Raw genomic sequence first — 23787 nt, 5'->3', positions numbered from 1 at the left:
TGGCTGTGAGGCCCTGCCCTATCCTATCACGGAATGCAAGCGGGTGGTAGTCGCGAAAATGCTTAGCTGATGCATTATCGAAAATGGCGAGAAAGCAGCATCCATCAGGAGGGAGTAGGCATGATGCTATTTCCTCCTGGTATGCGCGTTAGCTGCCCTGGGAGTCGCTCCAGTCCTGTTGGAATGTTTGCTGGAGCGTATTGATCACGTTGCCATCGGCGATGATGACTCCAAGTTCGCGGTTACGCTCAAATGAGGCCGTGGAGATGTTCTCTGACCCTACAAAGGCTTTCTGCCCGTCTACGACCATCATTTTGGCATGCATATACAGTTTGCTGGACTCGCGAACCTTGACGCCACCATTCGTGATGGTGTCAAGGCCCTGCTGATTGCTATCACTACCCGATTGGGGTTGTGGCAAGACGACCTGGACCGCGACGCCGTGCTTGACGGCATTGATCAGGGCCTGTTCAACCTGCTGATCTTGCATTTCTTCCGCCTCGACGATGAGAGACTTCTGCGCCCCGTTGATGAGCGAGAGGAAGACGCCACGCGAGTTGATCGGGCTGACCACGAGGTTTGAGCCATTGACCTGCACATCCTTGCGGTCCCAATCGGCATTGAAGATATCAATCGCTCCCTGTACATCCTGTGCGTTGGTATCGATGATGCCATATTCGCGGTTGGTCGTGCTGGAACTGCCGCCCAGGGCCGAGAGGGTCAGGTTGGCGGTGAGAATATAGGCAGTCTTCCCATCGAGGATCATGCCCTTCTCATGCGTAAGGGCAAACGCGGGATTGGTAGTCTTTGCCTGGACGCCAGCGGCGTTCAAGCGGTCGATGGTCTGACTGGGTGAGCTGCTTCCACTGCCGTAGGGGTGGCCCTCAAGCATGACGCGTACATCCTTCCCATTGTAGGCGGCCTCTTCCAGGGCGCTGATGACATGCCGTTCCGTCAGCAAGTACATCTCGACCCAGACCGATTTTTGCGCCTGGTTAATGGCATCGGTGATCACCTGGTAACCTGCATCTGGCTCGACAAAGACCTGAACGTTCTGGGAACCAGTCCCGAGACTGGTAGGTGACCCATTTGACGTATTGCTACTGGTTCCCGTCAAATCGCCGCCATTCACGTTACAGGCCGCGAGTAAGAGGGCGAGTGTTAGCAGGAGTGGTATAAGTATAGACCAGTGCGTTAACTTTGTTATTGGTTTCATCAGATATATCTCCTCGTACAAAATCCTTCCAGACCACTTATTTTTAGAAAACGCCTTCTACAATGTTATATACACTGCTTAGGGGGCGCAGCGGAAAGCATATTTTTATTACGCATGATCCAGCGAAAAGTGTGATGCACATCATGGGATATCCTTGCTTTATGAGGAGGGATATGACAGAAGAGCAGGCCCTTCAGTCTCTCATTATCGGGAGACTGAAGGGCCTGCTTAAGCACTGGAAAACGTGTTGGGGCTTAGGGGTGCAGGGCCACGAAGAGCGGGGCCAGCACCAGGGTGATCGTGCTCAGTAGCTTGATCAAGACGTGTAGCGAGGGACCCGCCGTATCCTTGAAGGGATCGCCGACGGTGTCGCCAACTACGCTGGCCTTGTGGGCCTCGCTTTTCTTACCCAGGATGATGCCGTCCGGATCGAGTGAATCAACGACCTCACCTTTTTCGTTTACGCGTAGGTAGCCAGCCTCAATGAACTTTTTGGCGTTATCCCAGGCGCCACCACCGTTATTGAGGAAGAGGGCCATCACGATACCACCCATGGTGCCAACCATGAGCAGGCCCGCGCCGGCCTGGGGACCCAGGATCGTCCCGACCGCGATAGGCGTAAGCACGGCGATGACTCCAGGCAGGATCATGGCGCGCAGGGCGCCACGCGTGCTGATATCGACGCAACGTGCGTAATCAGGATCGACGCGGTCTTCAACCTTCTCGGCCATGATCTTGGGATTCTCGCGGAACTGGCGACGCACCTCTTCGATCATGTTCTGCGCGGCTCTACTGACCGCGCGGATGGCAAGCGAGCTAAAGAAGAAGATAAGCGTCAGGCCGAGCAGCGCCGCGATAAAGACTGTGATGTTTGACAGATCCACATGGTAGACGTCGGGATTTTTCGTGTAGGAGAAAAGCACATCCAGATAGGCGCTGAAGAGCAGGAACGCGGCCAGGGCGGCTGAGCCAATGCCATAGCCCTTGGTCAGGGCCTTGGTGGTGTTGCCAACGCTATCCAGGGCATCGGTCACATCACGTACAGCTTCAGGCTGATTGCTCATCTCGGTGATTCCACCGGCGTTATCGGTGATGGGACCAAAGGTATCCATCGCCAGAACATAGGCGCAGCTCATGAGCATACCCATAGTCGCGACCGCGGTTCCATAGATACCACCAGGATTGATCGCCGCGGGGAGACCGCTACTGGTTGGGAAGGTAACGTGGCTTCCAAGGAAGAAGGAGAGACCAAGAGCACAACTAATCGCGATAACGGGAAGCGCCACGCACTCGAAGCCGACCGAGATGCCGGAAATGATGGTTGTCGCCGGGCCGGTGAGCGAGGCCGCCGCGATCTCGCGCACAGGCCGCCAGGTACCGGAGGTATAGTACTGTGTGATATAGACAAAGGCGATGCTGAGCACAATGCCAACGAGACCTGATAGGCCATACCAGACCCAAGGGGCAAGCCCGGCGGCGCCGACCGCTTTGCTATCGCCAAACAGGAGATAGCTGCCCACAAAGACGCCGATACCTGCCAGGATACAGGTAATCCAGTAGCCAATAGTCAGCTGGCGCATGGCGATATCGCCAGGATCGCGACCCGCGGCCTTATCAGGCTCAATGACGGCCGATTTGCGTACCGAGAGCAGGCCAATAGAGGAGGCAATCAAGCCAAATGCGCTCATAACCAGGGGGAAGAGGATCCAACTCGGGCTTCCCGTGGCTGTATAGAGCGTAACACCCAGAATCATCGCGCCGATATTCTCGGCGGCGGTGGATTCGAACAGGTCTGCACCACGACCCGCGCAGTCGCCAACGTTATCTCCCACCAGGTCCGCAATGACGGCGGGGTTACGTGGATCATCCTCGGGAATGTTGGCCTCAACTTTGCCCACCAGGTCCGCGCCGACGTCAGCGGCCTTGGTGTAGATGCCACCACCTAGTTGCGCGAAAAGCGCGACAAAGCTAGCACCAAAGCCAAAGCCGATGATGAGTGAAGGTGCCACCGAAGGGTTGCTCAGGCCATTATAGACCGTGAAGAGAAGCGAGACGCCTAGCAACGAGAGCGCCACCACCAGGAAACCGGAGACCGCGCCGCCGCGTAGCGAGACAATCAGGGCCTCTCCCAGGCTGCGCGTGGCTGCGCTGGCGGTACGGCTATTGGATTTGACCGCTACGTACATACCAATGTAGCCTGAGAGGCCTGAGCAGAGCGCGCCAATGATGAAGGCAATCGCTGTGTGCCAGGCGAGCGAGAGGCGGTCAGCGTCGGTACCCTTACTAAATAGGTAAAGGACGGTGGCTACAACAATGGCCGCAACGATAGAGAGCGTCGCGATGGTGCGATATTGGCGATTGAGAAAGGCCATGGCGCCCTGGAAAATGGCGTTCGCGACTTTTTGCATTGCAGGCGTGCCCGTATCCTTGCGTAGGACCGAGTTTGCCAGGCTAATGGCAAAGATGATAGCGAGCACCCCAACGACGATGGGTACCCAAATATAATAGTTACTCACAATACCTCCTTACAGGGATGAGGGTGATGTGATCCGCGTTGATCAACTCACTTGCGTTTTTCTGAATGCTCTTGTCTTGCATTCAGATCAGCCGGAGGCTAGACGCGGAGCGCCGTCTCTGAATGAGCATGAAGTGTGTGGGCCTCAACAAAGTTATCAGGTGCATAGTTCACAAATGCTGGCTTTCTCACAACCCCCTCCGCCTCTTAGGCTCAGCGCTCCTGATCCCAACTTCTGTGGAAAACCCGAGTCGAAAGATAGTGTAACATACGCGCGTCTTCTGTGACAAGAGTATTCTATTTAATCTGAGGCACAGCGTGTTATGAAGTGGAATCAAAAAATGTCTACTAAGCGTACAATTGTTACACTCATAGCTAAACACTGCCTGCTTGTCACGGTGATATATGTATTCCTACCTCTAAACTCCGCAATATTACGAGTGAAGATATGCTTATTGTGGATAAAAAGGATAACCGATTCTGGCTAGCAATAGAGGCAATAATTGTAAGAGATTGTAGCTTGAAATTATGCAGGCGCAATTCTCTTGGCTGGCATGTAGAGCCTTTTGAACGTTACTGTTGAGTATTTGAACGCCATCAGTCTAAGGGTATTTTGCAAATAATGTAATCGATAAATGTATATTTAGTGTGAATATTGCATAGCTAGTAGGCTGAGAAATTGATTGTAAACAGCGTATATGCTAAAGTGGTGAAATGCGATGGTGCGCAAAGCATGAAATGACTGTTTTGCTAGGACCAGGCCAAAAAGAGGCGCGATAGAGGTGGAAAATTATTGTAACTGCTGTTTATATAGACTATGTGTGAGTGGCCTGGCGCTACTGGCATATGCCAGTAGCGCCAGGCCACTCTTATCCCTATTCTCTTGTGTATTTCTTTGGCAGCAGCGTAACGGAGATGCCTAGTGAACGCCCGCGTGGTTCGCGATCAGGTGCTGGATGTGAGAGAGTTGAGGTACCATCTGCTTCTTACGCGAGACCATCCCCTCAACCATAATGGAATGCCCGCCAGCTTCGAGCGGAACATTAAAGGCATCGGCCGTCGCGTCCTCGTAGCCATGAATGAGGAGGCGGCAATTCATATTGATTATATCGACAATCATGAATAGGAAGGAGGTGTAGTTATGCTTCTGAGAGAGCAATTTCATCGTTTCCAGCAGCTCGTTAGTCCGCTTCTCTACCACGGCGGGGCTGGCGGTCTCTACCGTGCCAACCGCGAAGGTGACGTCCTGAACCGTAAACTCCTTGAAGTCTGAGGTCAGTAGTTCCTCGGCGCTACGGTCGTTGAGTTCACTGGCACCCGCTTCAAAGGCGGCCTGACCAAACTCCTGTAAGTCGACCTGTGCGATGGCGGCTAACTTATGTGCGACCTCGACATCGCGTGGTGTGCAGGTTGGTGAACGCAGGATCAGTGTATCATAGAGCAAGCCTGCGAGCATGAGGCCAGCGACATCGCGTGGAATCTCGATGTCAGCTTCGCGGTAGAGGCTATAAATCAGGGTGCCAGTGCAGCCCACAGGCTCCGAGCGAAAGAAAATGGGCTTGTTCGTATGCACATTGGCGATGCGATGATGGTCGATAATACCCAGGACTTCGGCCTCTTCCGCGCCGTCAATTGACTGCGAGGGTTCGTTGTGGTCGACAAGGAAGATGCGTTTAGGGCGAGCCTTTAAGATATCGCTACGCGTAATGAAGCCGACGAGTTTTCCCTCATTGTCCACGACTGTGAGCGAGCGTTCGCGTTGTAGTTTGCCCTGCACATCGCTCATCAAATCGTCGGGATGGCAGGAGGCGAATTCGCGCTCCATGAGATCTTCAACACAGATGCTCAGGTTGATCAGGCGCACAGCGGTAAAGGTATGATAGCTGGTGCTTAAGACCATAACCCCTTGTTCGCGAGCGGCTGATAGGACCTGCTCGGAGACATTGAGATCGCCTGTGATGACCAGGGCGGCGGCTCCGCGCTGGATCGCGGTCAACTGGGCATCCTCGCGGTTGCCAATTACCACGAGGCAGCCTGGCTCGACATAGTCAGCCATGCTCTCAGCCTGCATGGCACCGACAAGGACCCGGTTGCCCAACTCGCGCTGGCCTTCGACAAGGACGCGCCCCTTCAGGACTTTGATCAGATTATCGCGCTTGAGGGGGATGCGATTGACGGTCTGGGGATCGAGATCATGGAAGAAGAGTTTGGCAAAATCTTTATTGGTGATAATTCCATACACTTTATTCTCGTCATCCACCACGGGCATAGTCTGCCGGTTGTGTTCCTGCATCATCTGCCCAGCCTCAAGCAGGGACTGATTGAGATGCGCTGTCAGGACATCCTGGCGCATAAAATCTTGTACTTGCAGGTAGATATGTTCCAGGGCCTGGGGGGGCGTGACCTGGAAGCGCTCGAGCGCATAGCGAATTTCCGGCTTGAGTTGACCGTGACGAGCGGGTATAACATTCTCCTGGCCCTGAAGCTGTAAGAGGCGCGCATAGGCATAAGCCGAGGCTACGGAGTCCATATCTGAATTTTTATGTCCGATTACATAGATAGGCTGTTGTGCCATAGATGAAATTTCTCCAAATCAGGCTGCTTCTGTGCTTGCTTGGTGTATAGGTGACCATCGAATTATCGCTAGATTTGCAAGCATCGTCAAGTAGTGTTGGCTCAGATTCAATGTAACAATTGTATCATGGTTGGCTGCTTTCGCAAGTGGTTTAGCCTCTAAAGGCCTTTGCCATGCCCTTTTATTCTTATGCAACGTCTGCTACAAAGATAGCGTGTGAAGCGATGAACATCTTCGGCGTTTTTCGCTTCACACACTTGACACTGAATGTGGTAGGCGCAGTGCCGTCTCTTAGAATTTTTTCTGGTTATGTAGGCGGCGGCTAACGAGCCACCAGGTCAATCCGCCAACGATAAGTAAGATACCTAAGGCAATGAGCCAGTAGATAAAAACGGGTTGTGCTTCCGTTTGCCTGGGCGTATTGGTTGCGACTACCTGAGCGTGTATGACGCTATCCGTTAAGGCATCATTGGCCGTTGGCAGTTGGACCGCTGGATTTCGGCGTGGTGTCCCACTGGGTTGGTATGCAGCATAGGGATTATCAAACAACTGGGCCTTGTCCGCGATGGTGAGCGTTTTGCTGATCTTGCGCGTTCCCGATGTGTTGCTGGCTGTTAGGGTTAGCGTGTAGGTGCCAGCGCGCGTATATGCATGAGAAACGGTATTCCCCGTGGCCCTGGCTCCATCACCGAAGTCCCAGGCGTATTGTATAGGCTCGTTCTTTCCCGTGGGATCATAGCCTTGCGCACTCAAGCTGATTGGTTGCTGGGTGACGGTTTTGCCTATATCAGCTATATCGGCCATTGGCCCTGGGAGAAGAGTGTTCTTGCTCGTCTCGCCAGCGATATCGGGCTGGTGAAGCATCCAGGTTGTTATCATGCCTGGCAGCGCCAGGGCCAGCGTCAGGGCATTAGATTTCTTTGATCCTCCCTGCGCAAAGGTATTCATGAGTTGAATAGTATCGTCACGCTGGTCATAAGGATAGGACCACGCGGGCGGATGGTTGTCATAATATGTTGCGTTCCCGACAATGGTCGCGCAGGGAAGCCCCGCCAGGGTAAATGGCATTTGGTCGCTTGATCCCAGGGTATCATCCTCAATCTTGACCAGGCTTAGTTGCTCAGGTGTAAAGATGGGTTGTGCTACCTCCTGCGAGCCATCGTGATAGGTGAGTCCTTTATAGCCCATAGCCTGAAACTGTTGGAAGACCGCGGGCAGCGCTTGCCCCAGCAAGTTACGAAAGCGTTGGATATGCTGGCGTTGCTCGCTCGAAAGGACTTCTTGATGAGGGTAGAGCTCATTTGATTGAAGCGGCGAGACATCGATTGTAAGTGGAAGTTGCGGATTGGCGAGCTGTCCCAGGTAGCGCAGAGGGTAGGCGATCCCGTTTTGTTCTTCATTAAACATGGCGACGATATTCTTCATGTCGCCATTGGCGAGCTCGTTTGCATACTGAAATGAGCCATATAAGCCCTGCTCCTCAGCATCGAAGAGCACGAAACGCAATGTGCGTGCTGGATAGACCTGGTTGGCGCGCCAGAACTGGCCCAGGGCCCTGGCGATACCTAGCTCAATGGCACAGCCGCTGGCGTCATCATAGGCTGATTGGGTTGAGATGGCTTCTCCATCATAATGACAGCCAATGACGACGATCTGTTCGGGATGCAGCGCCCCTGGAACGCTCTTCTCAATGTTGTATGCGGGCGAGGTCGCGCCTCGCCCGGACCAGCCCTTGATAGAGAATGCATCTCGCGTTTCTAATGAGGCAAACCCCTGCAAATTGCGAGTCATCTCCTGCAACCAGTAGTTCGCAAAGCCTGTGTGACCACCATTCTGTCCAGCCGCCTGAGGGTTATCGTATCCGGCCTCGCGGTGCTGAAAGCGGGTCGCCATAGTGGCGAGCTGCGTATAGATATAATCTGGCTCGACTGTAGGGAAGCTGCTCGTTACCTGGATCTGGTGTGCCTGCCTATGTGACTGCACGCTGGATCCGGCCAGTACGACTGAAGACCCGAGTAACTGTATACACAGACAGAGCAGTAACGCAAGTGATAGTGAGTGCCTGGACATAATGGAATGCTCCTTGTTGTCGCTCTTCAGGCAGGCATCAGTGTACCTCGCTGTCTGTTTGGGAAGAAGCAAGCATGCATATCTCTATACATCGAGGTGAGCGGCCTGAAATCAGTATGCTCGCTTGGCGTAACTCTCTAATAAAACTATGCAGATTCGCGACTCAATATCACAAATACGTTATCTTAATGCCTTAGCTATCTTCTTGCTATTGCATCCTGAGCCTGACTTACATATTGTAGAGTGCTGGTGAAGAAAGTGAGAAGAGTTGCTAGAAAAGTAGCCTATTCTACTTATTTTTTGCTGGCAAAACAAGACATCATGCTACACTGTGATCCATAAATACAAATATAGCGCGTATTTGTCTCGTAGACAGGATAATTGGGAGGCCTATGCGTACACTTGAAGTGCTTATTGAGAAGGACGCCTTTAGTGTGCCTCAGCCGCTAGAGGTGGTGGCGGATACGCCGTTGTCGGCGCTGGTCCCCACGCTCGTGGATGAATTTCACCTGCCCCAGACGGATCTCTTCGGCCAGAGGTTGAACTATCGGCTTCGTCCTACTCCAGGTGGCGACGTGTTGCCAGAGAATATCACTCTGGCCAGGGCAGGTATTACCACCGGGACACGCCTGATGCTTGAGGCCTCGGTCGCTGGTGAGGGAGACCTGTTGTTTGCGCCTTTAATGGGCGCGTCTCAAAGTGCCGCATCTCCTGGTAATTCCTTGCATAGTTCGCAGACAATGGATGATGAGACAGGGTTCTCGCCCTTGCGAGAGCCTTCTTTACCCAAAAAAAGGAAAAAGCAGAGCCGGCGGGCATTTCTAGTGCTGGGTGGTCTTGCCCTGGTTGGCGGTGGTGTAGCCTATGCCGGTGTTCATGGTTGGCTACCTGGCCCCTTGCATCCAGCTATGCAGCCGCAAGGCCAAATGCCCGCGAAAAGCAAGAATGTCACCCCTCCTCCTACACCAGCGAAGCCGCAAGTCCCCAATAGTGCCAAGACAATCACTGTCTTTGCTCATCACCAGGGGCAGATACAGAGTGTTCGCTGGTCCCCTGATGGGCAGATGATCGCTAGTGGGGGCAATGATGCACGCGTGTATCTCTGGCAGCCTAATGGAACCATCACGCAGAACTTTCAGTTGCCAGCACCTGTCTCAGCTCTGGCCTGGGCGCCAGATGGGCAGCGGCTGGCGGTGGGCGCGAATACGCAGGTAACCTTTTTTAATACGGGACAGAAGACCATGCTGGGGCGTCCTGTACGCGCCCATATCGGACGTGTGACGAGCCTGGCCTGGGCTGGACAGGGTGGGCAACAGGTTGTCTCGGGGGGGCTGGATCATCGGGCCATCGTCTGGGACAGCACAACCTATCGCCCTCTCCACGTGTTTCAGCGTCATACGACCGCGATAGAATCCGTCTCCTGGAACGCGACTGGAGATGTGGTTGCCTCCTCTTCGCTGGGGGGCGTCATACGCGTCTGGCGGGCCGCGACCGTCAAGGAGACACACGGACTCTTTATGGATGTGGCCCCCACCATGCGCGCCGTTGCCTTTGAGCCGGGAGGGATGCGCCTGGCCTCTGCAGGCAGCGATGGGGTGTTGCGTATCTGGAATGGGGAGGTCTGTCAGCAACCGGGGCAGGGACGTTTTGGCCCACAGTGCATGGATACGCCGATGCGCCTGCCTGTTACCAAAGCTGCGTTGCTAAGCCTGGCCTGGTCACCAGATGGACGCTTTATCGCGGTAGGGGGCCAGGACGGTACTCTGACGTTCTTCTATCCCGAGAAGAGCCAGAAGCCTCTATTTGTCATGCATCAGGGGACTGCCGTGACGAGTGTCGCCTGGGGCCATGATGGGAAGCATGTCGTTACGGCGACCGGTCAGAACGCGACCGTCTGGGAGTTGCTATAGACGACGCTGCTGAAGCACGCGTCTACATATCATGGAACGTCATATGTAGATGCGTGCTTCAGCAGCGTCGGGCCGCCACACTACTGCGCGGCTGCGGCCACGAAGTCGATCAAGACACGCATGTCTTCCATCGCTCGTGTCGCGACCTCGGCTTGTTGTGCGGGGACGCTGGCCAGGGCCTCGCGTGCTCGCTCACTCTGTTGGGCCAGAAACTGGCGGCAATAGTCACGCGTTCCTGTGCGCTCCAGAACGGCCAGCACCTCGTCGACCTGCTCCTTCTCCAGCGGCTCCGCCTGCTGGTAGATACGCGTCAGCGTGGCCTGTTCTTCGGGCGTGGCCAGTTCACGTGCATGGAGGATGGGGAGACTCTGCTTGCGGCGGTAGATGTCGCCCGCTTCGGTCTTACCCAGTTCTTCTCTGCTGCCCCAGATGCCCAGGAGATCGTCGCGCACCTGAAAGGCGATGCCAATGGCCTCGCCAAAGCTGCGCAGGCGTGTGATCGCCTCTTCGTTGCGTGTGCTCAGTCTCGCGCCCATCTCCGCCGAGCAAGCCATCAATTCAGCCGTCTTGCGGCGAATCATGTCGATATACATGGAGACCGAGATATCCTGGCGTCCCTCAAAGCTCACGTCCAGGTATTGGCCCTCGGCAACGACTAAACATGCCTTATCCAGGCACGCACCCAGCCGAGCCGCGATGTCGCCCTCGACGCCCTCATCAAGGACGCCCCAGAGCGCCAGGCGCGAGAGCGCAAACATGCCATCACCGGAGTTGATGCCATTGGGCATGCCCCACACTGTCCACAGGGTTGGGCGATGGTGCCGCTCAGTATCCCCATCGACAATATCATCATGAATCAATGTGAAGTTATGGGTTAGCTCGACTGCTGCTGCGGCTGGCAGAGCCCGGCGCAGGTAGTCTGGATTGCTTGTCTGTTCCCAGGAGCCGACAGCCTCATAGGCTAGCAAGAGCAAGGTTGGGCGCATAAGTTTGCCGGCGTTGCTTCGCATGGCCTGGAAGTGGCGATCAACCCAGCCCAGGTGATAGCGCATCTGTCCATAATACTCTTGAAGGTTATGAGTGTCATCACGCTCAGCGAGACGCTCGAAGGCGCTATGAAGCGCGCTATCAATCGCCTGCTGGTGGCGAAGTAATGTTGCTTGTAGCGTTGATGTTAAGGTCATAAACGTACGAATCTTTCCTTACGGAGTGTTCTCAGCATCTGCGACGCTTCGCAGGGGTCAGGGTGTGCGGACGGTAGCCGCGTACACAAATAGCGGCTACTGCCCCACACACCCTGACCCGGCGAGCCACGCAGTGGCGAGAAGTCCTGAATAGATAAGCCCCAATTATGGTTTAATATAATACAAGCCAAGCGCGAGCACGGCACCGATAAGTGCCAGGCTGCCAGCTATTCCCCTAATGCCCCCGATGCGATAGAACGGGGAACAGAGATCACAGTAGCGGTTGGTATACTGGTAGCGATGACCGCGCATACCTTCACGAATAATCGTCACATCCTCAGTTTTGCGCCTGGTATGTAGTTCGTCACAAATGTGGCGACCACAGCCCTTACACTGAAAGTGATCGACAAAATGCGACGTCTTCGAAATAGACCATTGATCCGGATAGACCTGGGTTCCACAGACGTAGCAGACCTGTGTACTGGCCAGGCGCATCTGTTTCTCTGCGCAGGGTGAATGTTGCTGCTTGGGAAAGTGATCCTGGCAGAAACCCTGATGACAATCTGGACAACGCCCAAGCGCCTCGGCATCACACTCTTTACATCGGCGGCTAGGGCTTACACGATGAAGACGTTTTGGCACATTCCTTAGGGTCATAATACGTATGCTCTCACAATCTTTTTTTCTGGGTCTGGCGGATTACATTGAGCGTTATTGGATTATACATGGTTCTAATGCTTATTATATCAAGCCTGTCGCAAGTATAACATTTGCACATTGCCCCAGACAACGAAACAGGCTATTATGTCAGCAAGACCCTTGTTAGCTGGTGTTGGGTGGCACGTGTTGGGCTTTAACTGGCACGTACCACTTACCATCAGTGCTACCATATTTGGCATATCTCTTATTATAGAGGTTAGATAGATGGCGTTCTCTCTTTCCCTGGCTCCCACAATCTGGCGTCAGCATCGCCTGGAGTGGGGCCAACAAACGCATGTTATGGGGATCGTGAATGTGACCCCCGATTCCTTTTCAGGTGATGGCCTGCGACGCGAGGAACTGGCTCCTGAGGAGGTCGCGCAGCGTGCGCTGATCCAGGCCCAGGCCTTTGTTGCTGAAGGGGCGCGCATGATTGATGTGGGCGGTGAGTCCACGCGCCCAGGCTTCCCGGCTGTCTCCGTGCAGGAGGAGATGCAGCGTGTTCTCCCCGTGATCAGGGCCCTGCGTGCCTCCTTGCCTGCGGATGTAATTATCTCTGTCGATACCTATAAGGCCGAGGTGGCGGAAAAGGCCCTGGAGGCTGGGGCCGATATGCTCAACGATATCTGGGGCCTGCACAGAGATTCCCGCATGGCCCAGGTCGCCCACGCGCATGGTGTGCCAATCGTACTTATGGCGAACATGCGCGAGACCGTGAAGCGCGAGATCGTCAGTGATGTCACGCGTTTCCTCGCGCGCAGCATCGATATGGCTTTAGCAGCTGGTGTGCCCTGGGAGTACCTAGTCATCGATCCCGGCATAGGCTTTGGCACGACCCTGTATGAGAACCTGGCGCTCTTGCACCGCCTGGGCGAACTGCGAACGCTGGGCCGTCCCATCCTGTTGGGAACCTCGCGTAAGTCAACTATTGGCCAGATTTTGGGGGTGTGCCTCCCGAAGAGCGCGTCGAGGGAACCGCGGCCACTGTGGCGCTGGGTATTGCCCAGGGAGCCGATATCGTGCGCGTCCACGATGTACGCGAAATGATGCGTGTCGTGAAGATGAGCGACGCCGTTGTGCGTGGTAGCTACACTCTTCCATCCTGATTCCTGCGCTTTTGTTTATAGCGCAGTCGGCAAGTAAAGGAAAACATCTACCGTGAATTACCAGGAAGCACTCGCCTACATTTATGGCTTTACTGACTATGAGCGTAGCGGCAAGTATACCCGTGATCGCAACGAGAATCTCACGCGCACCGCACGCTTGCTGGAACTCCTTGATAACCCTCATCGCAAGTACACTAATACGCTGATCGCGGGCACCAAGGGCAAGGGTTCGACAGCGGCAATGATCGAGCGCGTGCTTCGCGAGGCTGGCAGCACCACCGGGCTTTATACCCAACCTGATCTGCACACCTTCCGCGAACGTATACGCGTCAACGGCGCCCTGATCGCAGAAGACGAGGTGGCTGAGCTGATTCCCACAATCAAACATGAGGTGGAGCGGATTCAAGCCAGCCAGGAGTATGGTCCCTTTATTACCTACGAGATCGGCACGGCGCTGGCCTTCCTCTATTTCGCGCAGCGGCAGGTGCAGCATGCCGTCGTGGAGGTGGGCCTGGGTGGCCGCCTGGACGCTACCAATCTCACCCATCCTCTCGTTTCGGTTATCACCTCGATCAGTTATGATCATATGAACGTGCTTGGCAATACGCTGCGGGAGATCGCGACCGAGAAGGCCGGTATCATCAAGGATCACGGCATAGTGGTTACCTCCGCGCACGATCCCGAGGCCCTGTTAGCCATCGCGGCGGTCGCCAAGCAGCGCGAGGCTCGCATGATCCGTGTCGGGTCAGCGGATGCAGATCCAGCTCAACAAGACGTTGAGGCAGGCAACTTGCCGCCTTTAAGCTATCGCTATCGCCTGGAGGAGCGCCTGGGGGAACGCCAGCGCTTTAGCGTCTGGACGCCACAACGCGAATATACGGGCCTCGAGCTGGCTCTGGCTGGCGAGCATCAGTTAGAGAACGCGGCGGTCGCGCTGGCAACCCTGGAGCAGTTGCGCGAGCAGGGCCTGGCCTGGGATGAGGACGCCTTGCGCCGCGGTCTGGCCTCTGTACAGTGGCCTGCACGTATCGAGGTCGTGGGACGCCAGCCTACCATCGTCGTCGATGGCGCGCATAATACCGACTCGATGCAGAAGCTCGTACAGGCCCTGCGCACAACTTTTGCGCCTCGTCGCCTGCTCTTCGTCCTGAGCACCTCGAAGGACAAGGACCAGGAGGGGATGATCCAGACCCTCGCTGACGCTGACGTTGTCGTCCTGACTAGCATGTATAACCCACGCGTTACGCCGCTGGAGACGCTCTCCTCGCTCTTCGCCCAGCATGCCCCTGGTGTCGAGCTCCACAGCGCACCCACAAGCGAAGAGGCCCTCGACCTCGCTGTGCGCCTGGCTGAGAAGGACGACCTAGTCTGCGCCACCGGCTCCATCTACCTCGCGGGCGAAGCCATCCGCTGGGCCGCCGCCCGAGGCGACCAGCGCGCCGCCGCCGAAATAGAGGGCGTCGATCATTAAGCAAGAGGCGTGCATGCTGGGTGGTTGCCCGGTATGCACGCCCCTCACCCAGCATGCCCCTCTTCACTGCACGTGTGTGCTATAATTGCGTCTATACTCCACAGTCGGCGATATTTCAGACCGTTTCTCGCTTTTTCCGCATCACAAAGGAGAGGTGCTATGCAAGGTTTGATGATGGATTTCCCGCTGACGCTACAGCATGCCTTCAATCGCGCAATTCGTCTCTATCCCCGTAAAGAAATCGTAACCCAGACCGATGGCGAGCCTCACCACTATACCTATAGCACATGGGGCAAACGCGTGTACCAGCTCGCCAATGCCCTCAAGCAGGCAGGTGTACAGGAAGGGGACCGCGTGGCGACCTTTGGCTGGAACACCTATCGTCACTTTGAGCTCTACTATGCTATCCCCTGTATGGGGGCCGTGCTTCACACGCTCAATATTCGCCTCTTCTCGGAACAACTCGCCTACATCGTCAATGAAGCCGAAGACACGATTATATTTGTTGATGCCGATCTAGTGCCCATTCTGGAGCAACTCGCCCCTCAGTTTCCTACGGTGAAGCTCTACGTCATTATGGGCGAGGCACCCTACGCCACGGGCGCGCTACAACCCTCTGTCGACTATGAAACCTTTATCGCGGAACAGCCCGAGAGCTACGATTGGCCCACCCTGGACGAGAACGCCGCGGCGGCGATGTGTTATACCTCTGGTACGACCGGCAATCCCAAAGGGGTTGTCTATTCCCATCGCTCTGCCTTTCTACACGCTATGGCGTCTGGCCTGGCAAATGGTCCCGCCCTGGGTGAGCAAGACGTGATACTGCCCATCGTGCCGATGTTTCATGCCAATGCCTGGGGATTTGTACATGCGGCGGCTATGTTCGGCGCAAAGGTTGTCTTCCCAGGACGCTTTATGGACCCCATGCGTATCGGCAGGCTGATGGAGCGCGAGCGTGTGACCTTTGCCGCGGGTGTGCCCACGATCTGGATCGGCTTATTGAACTTATTGAGTAAAGAACACTTTGACTTCTCGGCCCTACGCCAAATTGTTTGTGGTGGCTCAGCGGTGCCCCAGGCCCTGATCGAGGGGTTGCAGCAACATGGCATCACGATTATCCAGGCCTGGGGGATGACCGAAACCTCGCCTCTAGCCTCTATATCGCAACTGCGTAGCCACCATCTTGATCAATCTCAGGAAGAGCAGTTTCGCATTCGTGCGCGCCAGGGGACGGTGGTGCCGGGAGTCGAGTTCCGGGTCGTCAATATCGAGACGGGTCAGGAGGTTCCCTGGGATGACGAGAGCTACGGTGAACTCCAGGTGCGTGGCCCCTGGGTGGCGCGGGCATACTATAAGGATAGCGAGTCCGCCACTAAGTTCGCCGACGGCTGGCTACGCACCGGCGATGTCGCCGTAGTGGACCAGGATGGCATTATCCAGCTCGTTGACCGAACAAAGGACCTTGTAAAATCTGGCGGCGAGTGGATCTCCTCAGTAGAGCTTGAGAACCTGCTCATGGGCCATCCCAAGGTCCTTGAGGCCTGTGTGATCGGTATTCCGCATCCTAAATGGTCGGAGCGCCCACTGGCCTGTGTCGTTCCCAAACCGGAGTACGTGGACCAGGTGACGAAAGAGGACATCCTCGATTACCTGCGCCCACGCGTGGCGAAGTGGTGGCTCCCCGATGACGTGATCTTTATCGACGCAGTTCCCAAAACCAGCGTTGGTAAATTCGACAAGAAGGTCTTGCGCAGCCAGTATGGCATGTACAGCCTTCCTTCTTGATTGATAAAAGGAAAGAAGTATGTGAACGGCTGGCTGGAAGGGTTCTCCGATCCCTCCAGCCAGCCGTTCACGTCGCTTATGAGAAGCGTAGATCAAAGATCTGACAGAACAACTGTAACGTGACAATTGCAACGAGGTGGTGCTGGCCGCTTGTCAGGTTTCGACGGGCAGGAGGTCGACTCAACAGATTCTGTACAGCCTGTACATCGAAGAGTCCGCTAGCTCGTAGGGCCTCTTCAGAGAGGAGACGCTGCAAGAACTCAGATTGGCTGATCTGCCAGAGCGAGGCGCAGGGCAGGTGAAGCGGGAGCGCACTACCCTGAAGGTCTGGCAGGCCTTGCTGCTGGGCGAGCCATTGTATAGGCGTCTCTTTATCTATGGTGTGCCCTTGTAGAGCCAGGCGCCGCGAGGCCAGGGCTGGCAGGATGTGCTGGTGCAGGTAGGGAGAGCGCAGAGCCAACCTCTCCTGCTGGGCGAGTCGGTAGACAGGTGTCACCAGGTGATCGGGGAGGCGCAGGTGAATATCGAGATAGGCGAGGCGTTGCTCCAGGTTATCCAGTTTCTCGGCCTGGCGGAACAGACGACGTGCGTGTAGGGTCTCCTCCCAGGGACTGGTCGTCTGTATGGCCTGGCGTAGCTCTGAGGTAAAAAAGGGCGCCAGGTTGTAGCCTTGGGGGGCGCGAATGGCCTCTGTATATGCCGCAAGTAGTTCTGACGTTGGCGACAACGCTTGTGAGGTCAACGTACGTGCGAGCAAGGGTGCTCCACCCAGCCCCGTGAGCGCCACACGCGCCCCGGTCTCAAGCGCGCTGGTATGCAGGAGCTGATGCCAGGCCAGCAGGTTTGTCGTCAGACCTGGAGCTTCGCAGCCATAGATCGTAGCGCTCCAGAACTCAGCCTGGTCCAGTCCGGTAATCTCAAGCAAGGGATGCTGCCACTGGCTAGCCAGGTTGCGTAGTGCGCGCCAGCCTTCTCCGGTATGCCTTTGTCTATAATCAAAGCTGGCCAGTGTCATACGTGTGTCTGGGCTGGTTGAACCGGTGGAGGATGACTGTTCTAGCTGCGTATGCGCGTAGGAGAGGGCGAGCAGTGACGCACTATCCATGCCTGTGAGTCCGATGACGTCTCCATGGGTGGGAAGTTGCCCCGCGCACACCTCTTCCAGGCGCTCTGAGAGCGCAGTAAGATCGGGTATGTTTCCTGGCTCTCCTGCCTCCAGTGCGTTTTCACCTGTCGGGCTGATGACGAGTTTGGTGTGTTGCCAGCGCAGGTGCGTCCCCGCAGGCACAACCGAAATGCCCTTGAAGAAGGTCCAGGGGGCGGGAAGAAAGCCATAGTGCTGCCAGGCCGCCAGTGCCCCGACATGTAACTGGCGCGGTACTCCCACAGCCAGCAAGGCCTTGATCTCGCTGGCGAAGAGCAGGTTCCCTTGGGCGGGCCAATCCTCGATATAGTAGAGAGGATGCAGCCCCGAGCGCGGTCTGCGATAGACCAGCGTACGGCGTTCAGGTATCCAGTCTAACAGGGGGGGCTCATCGTTCTGCCGCATGGCATAGGCCGAATCGGCGAAAGAGAGGATGCCAGCGCCGGACAGGACAGAGCGCGCCTCAGTGCCGCCCAGGCGCTGTAGCGCCCCACTCATGACCTGCAGTACCTGCTTGATGGTTTCCTGGGGAACCTGCTCGCCGGTAATCCATCCCGCGAGAATTGCCATAACCGTTCCCTCTCATCTCTTCAATGGTGCATCCATACATCGTAGGGTCCAGGCTGGCTTGGACTCCTCTCGCCGAAGGACGCGCTCACCGTACGAGAACAAGGCCATGTCTGCATGGCCCCTAATTAATCCGATCTCTGCGCCAAGGTGTCTCTGAGCGTCGTATCCAGCGCTGGTTAAAGAAGATATAGCTGTCTTCGCGGTCAAAGTATTCGTTTGTCAGGTCACATTCATACCATTCGACCTCTGGCTTATCGGCGTGAAGCGTTTTGGTGAGATACTCGATGACGTCCAACCCCTCGGTCTGATCAATGCCAGGGAAGGTATCCTGGTCGATATCGCCGTCAAATTCTAGTTCCTCAGCCCCTTGTTTTCCCCGTAACACATAGTAAATATACATGATGTTTCTCGCCCTTTCGACGGATTTGCAATAGTGGATTCACGCACAGCGTGCTGCTCTCTATGATATACCATGGAGCTATGCCTGTCAGCCCATGCTCCAGGTTTTCCTATCACTACACCAGGGCACTTGTTGCAGATAGAAGAAAAGTAATGGTATATTTACTTTGAAGTAAAACAAGGCTCTAGCGGCTAATGTGGTTTTTAAATGCTTGAGTTCAAAACGCTTGCGGAGCCAGGTGAGCCTTGATACTGCGAATTGAAAAATGTAAATCTAAGCCACATTGAAAGCACGGGAGTCACGGATGTTTGTTCCCCTGGTGATCCTCTTGATCGCGGGTATTACGATTCTGTTAGGTTTGTTTTTTTCGCATCGTTCCCCCCACTCTGACTCACGATCCTTCCCTTATGACAGGTCGCCGCGTAATGCGTCGCGTGGCTTGAGCGAGGTCCGTGGGCGTGGGACATCAAGCAGACATTTGAGGCAAACCTATCATCACTATCGTTTTGAGCCACGCGCGAGCTTTCTCTCCTGGGCTGGATTGCAAAGCTCTGTAGCGAGCCGTTCACTCTATGGCTCCTTACTTATCCTGGCGACTTTTGTGATCGCTGGCTTCTGGCTCTGGGCAAGGGTCTTTTCGTCGTCGCCAACCATTTTGCAGCAGCAATATCCAGATGCCGCGGCTTCTGCGTCTCCTCCTGCCTCAACAAGCACTCCCACGATCAATCAACAGCTCCAGGCATCCAAGGTCCTGGCGCGTGTGAGTCAGCTCGACCCTCAACAGTATAACTCAACGCAGGAATATAACACCTGGGCCTACTCGGCCTGCTCAGCGGCGGCAATGACCGAGGTTATTAACTCCTATCAAAAGGCCAATAATACGGGGAAGCAATATCGCATTACCGATATCTTAAGCACTGAAACCTCTGTACACGCCATCACCCCGGATCTGGGCTTGCTAGAACCGTTGGGAATAGACCGTACCGTGTCTCGCTTCGGCTTCCAGACCTCCTGGCTCAATAAACCCTCGATTCAGGACCTGGTACGCATTGGTAACAGTGGCCGACCGATTATCATTAGCTTTCCACCTGATCGCTGGTCAGGTGGGCATCTGCTGGTTGCTCGTGGCGGCAATAATACAAGCGTTTACCTGGCCGATTCCTCGCGTTTGAATATGCAGGTCATGGACTACAAAACATTTAACAAGTACTGGGCTGGCTTTGCCGTAGTTGTAACTCCAAAGAATCAGAAGTAGGTTCTCAAAGCGGAACTTCCAATACAAAAAGAGCGAGGGCCGAAATAATTTCGGCCCTCGCTCTTTTTGATGCTATAATGTTTGCTTACTCTTCGACCTCGGTCGGAGCCTCGTCCGCGGGTGTTGGAGGAATATGCAGTTTGATGCGGCGGAAGGCCTCGGCGTGCTGCATCTCCAGCCCCAGTTTCTCTTTGGCCTCTTTCGCCGTTTTCGCGGAGCGCTCGCGCAGGTTGGCCGTCATATCCACGTTGGGACCAAATTGGGTAACGTGGCATTTGAGGCCCTGGCCTTTGATTTCGAGCGTCTCAGTGATGTCAACATAGGTATTGGCCTGTGAGGTGTAGAAGAGATAGAGCTCGTGGACACGGTAGGGCATCAGGCCCTGCGACAGAAGCTCGCGGAAGGAGCGGGGGTTGCCAATCGCGGGGAAGATGGCATCCAACACGATATTGCCGGTCGCGCGGTGATCAGGATGATTCAGATGCCCGGTTGCCTCTGGCTCTGTATTGGGATCTGGCGCGAAGATATGCTGCGATGGATCATGGGTAAGCACAACACGTGGGCGATATTTGCGAATCAGGCGCACAATGGCCTTGCGTGTCTCGTCGTTATTGGTGAGATGTCCATCAGGGAAGCGCAGGAACTCGACCGCCTTCACCCCATAAATCTCGGCGGCGGCGCGCTGCTCCTGTTCACGTGCCAGCATAAAATCGACGTCGTCCATATCTGGAGCTTCGCCACCCTCGACGCCGTCAGTCATGACGACCCAGACAACCTTTTTGCCCTGTTTGGCCCACAGGGCGCTGGTGCCGCCAGCCCCAAAGTCATCATCATCAGGATGGGCGCCAATAACCATAGCCTCGTAATCTGGCTCAGTAATAACCTGGACGGCTCCCGGTGCGTTTCGATCTCCCATAATAGTTATTCCCTCTTGCGTAAAATTTTTTGGTCCGTTGTTTTTGTTTATCGGATCGTTACTTATGGTTTGTGTGGTCCAATGATAAATAGCCTATGGGTCAATTGGATTGGCCCATGGTCTCTGATGTGGTAGTGGCACGCTCAATTGAGACGTGCGTGAACATGGCTACCACTTCTTCAAACGCGTGAATGATAGCATTTATTCCTGGAGGGGTGGCGCTAAGCCGATTGAGGCCGATGGCGCGCTCAGGTAGCCCGCTTCGTAACAACTCCTGTTCCTGGGCTGTTTGTCCCAGGACGTGCGCGAGGAGATCGCTCTCCCAATCAAGCACGATCCCTGCCTGGAGCAGGCTCCCCTGGCGACGACGTACCATGCAGAGTCCTACGACTTTGCGCTTGCCAACGACGACTTCATAGGGGGAGAGCGTGCCATAGCAGGAGCGATTCATCAAGGCTTCATAGGCGTGTGTTTCAGCCTGCTTCAGGCGTGCGCGCTCACTGTGAGCCTCCTCAGCCGAGATGGTGCGCGTCTCGATGCCCAGGACACGCAAGGTCTCGACCCAGGCCTCGCCAAACCAGCGGTAGGACTCAACAATATCCGTGGTAATCAAGGGATGCCCCGCTGGCAGAATGACATCGAGACAGAGCAGCCCTGGCCCAACCAGGACCGTCGTGCCCCCTGCCCGCCGGCGATATACTGGCAGATCTCGTTCGCGCAAGGCCTCCTGGTTGAGGCTCTCAGGTTTTTGTGAGATACCCAGGACCAGGCCATGGCGCTGTGCCAGGGACCAGTACAGCAGAGCCGGGTCGCCGGGCTGGATCTCATCAAAGAGCCGCTCATAGTGCTGAATATGCTCTTGCTGGTCAGCAATAGAAAGTGGATAGCTGCACCACTCGTTAGCGTACGTTTGTGCGTTGTTCAACGGTGTTCTGCTCCGCGGAGGCGCGTATGACCCAGCCGATAATCGCGGCAATCAAGCTTAATGCACCACCGACAAGGAATGAAATTGATGCTCCTAAGGCACTCGCCAGGCCGCCGATAAAGAGGTTGCCAATTGGCGTGGTGCCAACAAAGACTAAGGTGTAAACGCTCATTATTCTACCACGCAAATGGTCTGGCGTCACAGTCTGGAGTAGCGTATTGGCAGCCGCGGAGAAACTAATTTGCGTAAAGCCGACGAGCGCGATGATCAAGAAGGAGAGCATAGGCAGTTTCGAGAGCGAGAAAATGACCTCAAGCGCACTAAAGGCGATACAGAACAGGACAATCTTTTTAAAAATGGGTTTCTTACCCTGTGTGGCTATCCAGAGCGCCGCGACCAGTGAACCCACGCCATAGGCCGAGGAGAGAAAGCCATAGCCATCTGGTCCTATGCTGAGCACGTTCGTCGCAAACAGCGGTAGGGTGACATTAAAGTTAATGCCAAAGAGCGAGACCGCACCTACAATGATGATCGTCAGCAGGAGCAGGGGAGTGCGCTGAATATAACGCAGGCCTTCGCCCAGACTCAAGAAGGTCCCGCGCACCCCTTTATTTGCCACCACCTGCCCCGCGCGCTTCACTGGCGCATGCAGTTTGTTGGTGTCGATCATGAGCAATCCCGCGATAACGGGAACAAAGCTAACCGCGTTAATCACAAAGAGGGGGGCCTCGCCCAGCCAGGCAATGATTAAGCCGCCGATGCCAGGGCCAACGATACGCGCCATATTAAAGAGCGAGGAGTTCAAGGCGATGGCATTGGTCAGATCTTCGCGTCCCACCATCTCAACCACAAAGGACTGGCGTGTCGGCATATCAAAGGCGTTCGTCAAACCGAGCAGGAGTGCCAGCACATAGACATGCCAGAGCTGTACGGTATGTGTCATGACCAGGACGCCAAGCACAGCCGCCTGGATCATGGCGAAGGTTTGGGTGAAGACTAAAACGCGCCGCTTGGGAAGTTTATCGGCCAGGATACCACCAAAGAGGGCAAAGAAGAGGATGGGAACAAATTGCAGTGCTCCAACAATACCCAGCGCCCAGGCGCTGCCTGTTAAGCGTAAGACGAGCCAGGATTGGCCAATCGTCTGCATCCAGGTGCCAATAAGAGAGATGAGTTGCCCCAGCCAGAAGAGGCGAAAATTACGGTGGCGTAGGGCTGCGAACGTCCGCCAGCGTTTGCTTGAGGCCTCCTCAATCTCGCGGACAGTGTTTGACGTTACTAATTCTTGAGCTGTTAACCCCTTCTGTTCATTCGTTAATGTGTGCATAATGCAGAGAAATTCCATTTCTAGTGCTGACCATCGTTTGGGTAAGGGTGTGGTGCAGGCAGGCTACAGGCTGCCTGCACCACACCCTTACCCAAACGATCCACGGAGTGGCGCTATAACCTAAAGAGAGACGTTATAGATAATTAGTTTTTTAGTAATTAATTTTGGTGAAGTTGTTGTTTGACTTGCGCGTGGCGCGCCAGTTTGGCCTGCAATGAGGCACGCATCTGTTCCAGGCCCGCGATTTTCTGCTCGACCAGTTCAAGCTGTTTCCCGATAAGCTCATCAACGCGGTCAAGCTGTGCTATGCGCGTGGGGGGATCGCTCTCAGCGTGATATGCTGCCTTAAGCTGATCTCGCTCCTCATCCGCGCTCAACAATTCGCGAATCTCGCTCAGCGAGAAGCCAAGTAAACTACGTAGCTCTTTGACTCGTATCAAGCGCTGCACATCTGCTTCACTGTAGCGCCGATAATTTCCTTCGGTGCGATCAGTTGGCGGCAGCAAGCCCATTTCTTCGTAATAGCGTAGCGTACGCTTGGTCATACCAATACGCGTCGCGACCTGTTCGATGCTATAGCAGGGGGAATCCTGCTCACTACCGGTTGTCTCCGGCTCTTGCGAAACTGACATGGTGCTTCTTCCCAAGTGACAAAAAAGTATGTTTGAATATATGCATAGTATAGCATAACATTGACGTTAACGTCAATGTTATGCTTG

General features: G+C 55.1%; 17 protein-coding genes. 5 read left to right on the top strand and 12 right to left on the bottom strand.

Translation table 11 applies throughout. From position 1 onward, the window contains the following. Positions 1–148: 148 nt before the first annotated feature. From JMJ16_RS22260 to JMJ16_RS22245, 4 genes are all read right to left on the bottom strand, one after another. Positions 149–1216: a phosphatidylserine/phosphatidylglycerophosphate/cardiolipin synthase family protein gene (locus JMJ16_RS22260; protein WP_201385112.1), complete on the bottom strand. Its 1068-nt coding sequence runs from the start codon at positions 1214–1216 to the stop codon at positions 149–151. A 254-nt stretch (positions 1217–1470) separates the two neighbouring features. Further along, positions 1471–3732, bottom strand: coding sequence for a sodium-translocating pyrophosphatase (locus tag JMJ16_RS22255; protein ID WP_201385110.1), 2262 nt, complete (start codon positions 3730–3732; stop codon positions 1471–1473). A gap of 918 nt (positions 3733–4650) precedes the next feature. Then, on the bottom strand, positions 4651–6306 hold the full coding sequence (locus JMJ16_RS22250; RefSeq protein ID WP_201385108.1) for a putative manganese-dependent inorganic diphosphatase: 1656 nt from the start codon (positions 6304–6306) through the stop codon (positions 4651–4653). 291 nt (positions 6307–6597) lie between these two features. Beyond that, on the bottom strand, positions 6598–8376 hold the full coding sequence (locus JMJ16_RS22245; protein WP_201385106.1) for a M28 family peptidase: 1779 nt from the start codon (positions 8374–8376) through the stop codon (positions 6598–6600). Positions 8377–8768: 392 nt separating this feature from the next. Here JMJ16_RS22245 and JMJ16_RS22240 point away from each other — a divergent pair, with 392 nt between their 5' ends. After that, positions 8769–10286: an EsaB/YukD family protein gene (locus JMJ16_RS22240; RefSeq protein ID WP_201385104.1), complete on the top strand. Its 1518-nt coding sequence runs from the start codon at positions 8769–8771 to the stop codon at positions 10284–10286. Positions 10287–10366: 80 nt separating this feature from the next. Here the strand turns inward: JMJ16_RS22240 and JMJ16_RS22235 are convergent, their stop codons facing one another. Then, the gene (locus tag JMJ16_RS22235) at positions 10367–11470 is read right to left on the bottom strand and encodes a polyprenyl synthetase family protein (protein ID WP_201385102.1); all 1104 of its coding nucleotides are present in this window, start codon (positions 11468–11470) and stop codon (positions 10367–10369) included. A gap of 165 nt (positions 11471–11635) precedes the next feature. Next, positions 11636–12112 carry a hypothetical protein gene (locus JMJ16_RS22230; RefSeq protein ID WP_201369145.1) on the bottom strand — a complete coding sequence of 159 codons (477 nt, stop codon included), beginning with the start codon at positions 12110–12112 and terminating at the stop codon, positions 11636–11638. A gap of 282 nt (positions 12113–12394) precedes the next feature. Here JMJ16_RS22230 and folP point away from each other — a divergent pair, with 282 nt between their 5' ends. The 3 genes from folP to JMJ16_RS22215 all read left to right on the top strand — a co-directional run bounded on the left by folP (position 12395) and on the right by JMJ16_RS22215 (position 16531). After that, the gene (gene folP, locus JMJ16_RS22225; protein WP_201385100.1) at positions 12395–13216 is read left to right on the top strand and encodes a dihydropteroate synthase; all 822 of its coding nucleotides are present in this window, start codon (positions 12395–12397) and stop codon (positions 13214–13216) included. A gap of 111 nt (positions 13217–13327) precedes the next feature. Next, positions 13328–14746, top strand: coding sequence for a folylpolyglutamate synthase/dihydrofolate synthase family protein (locus JMJ16_RS22220; protein WP_201385098.1), 1419 nt, complete (start codon positions 13328–13330; stop codon positions 14744–14746). Positions 14747–14905: 159 nt separating this feature from the next. Next, the gene (locus JMJ16_RS22215) at positions 14906–16531 is read left to right on the top strand and encodes a long-chain fatty acid--CoA ligase (protein ID WP_201385096.1); all 1626 of its coding nucleotides are present in this window, start codon (positions 14906–14908) and stop codon (positions 16529–16531) included. Between the two features lie 76 nt (positions 16532–16607). On the opposite strand, the gene JMJ16_RS22210 is transcribed toward JMJ16_RS22215, so the two are convergent. Next, a complete protein-coding gene (locus JMJ16_RS22210; RefSeq protein WP_201385094.1) occupies positions 16608–18245 on the bottom strand; it encodes an asparagine synthase-related protein in 1638 nt (545 codons plus the stop codon). Between the two features lie 121 nt (positions 18246–18366). Beyond that, on the bottom strand, positions 18367–18645 hold the full coding sequence (locus tag JMJ16_RS22205) for a hypothetical protein (protein ID WP_201369140.1): 279 nt from the start codon (positions 18643–18645) through the stop codon (positions 18367–18369). A gap of 304 nt (positions 18646–18949) precedes the next feature. Between JMJ16_RS22205 and JMJ16_RS22200 the strand changes: the two genes are divergently transcribed. Then, on the top strand, positions 18950–19900 hold the full coding sequence (locus tag JMJ16_RS22200; protein WP_201385092.1) for a hypothetical protein: 951 nt from the start codon (positions 18950–18952) through the stop codon (positions 19898–19900). Positions 19901–19985: 85 nt separating this feature from the next. On the opposite strand, the gene JMJ16_RS22195 is transcribed toward JMJ16_RS22200, so the two are convergent. The 4 genes from JMJ16_RS22195 to JMJ16_RS22180 all read right to left on the bottom strand — a co-directional run bounded on the left by JMJ16_RS22195 (position 19986) and on the right by JMJ16_RS22180 (position 23700). Beyond that, the gene (locus tag JMJ16_RS22195; protein WP_201385090.1) at positions 19986–20816 is read right to left on the bottom strand and encodes a PIG-L deacetylase family protein; all 831 of its coding nucleotides are present in this window, start codon (positions 20814–20816) and stop codon (positions 19986–19988) included. 100 nt (positions 20817–20916) lie between these two features. After that, positions 20917–21741, bottom strand: a complete 825-nt coding sequence (locus JMJ16_RS22190; protein ID WP_201385088.1) for a lipoate--protein ligase family protein — start codon at positions 21739–21741, stop codon at positions 20917–20919. Then, complete coding sequence (locus tag JMJ16_RS22185) at positions 21716–23068, bottom strand: MFS transporter (protein ID WP_201385086.1); 1353 nt, start codon at positions 23066–23068, stop codon at positions 21716–21718. The genes JMJ16_RS22190 and JMJ16_RS22185 overlap by 26 nt, the downstream gene beginning before the upstream one ends. Positions 23069–23226: 158 nt before the next feature. Then, a complete protein-coding gene (locus JMJ16_RS22180) occupies positions 23227–23700 on the bottom strand; it encodes a MerR family transcriptional regulator (protein WP_201385084.1) in 474 nt (157 codons plus the stop codon). Positions 23701–23787 lie beyond the last annotated feature (87 nt).

The organism is Ktedonobacter sp. SOSP1-52, assembly GCF_016587395.1.
The sequence above is the reverse complement of the archived record's forward strand: the minus strand, read 5'-3'. Positions and strand labels throughout refer to the sequence as shown.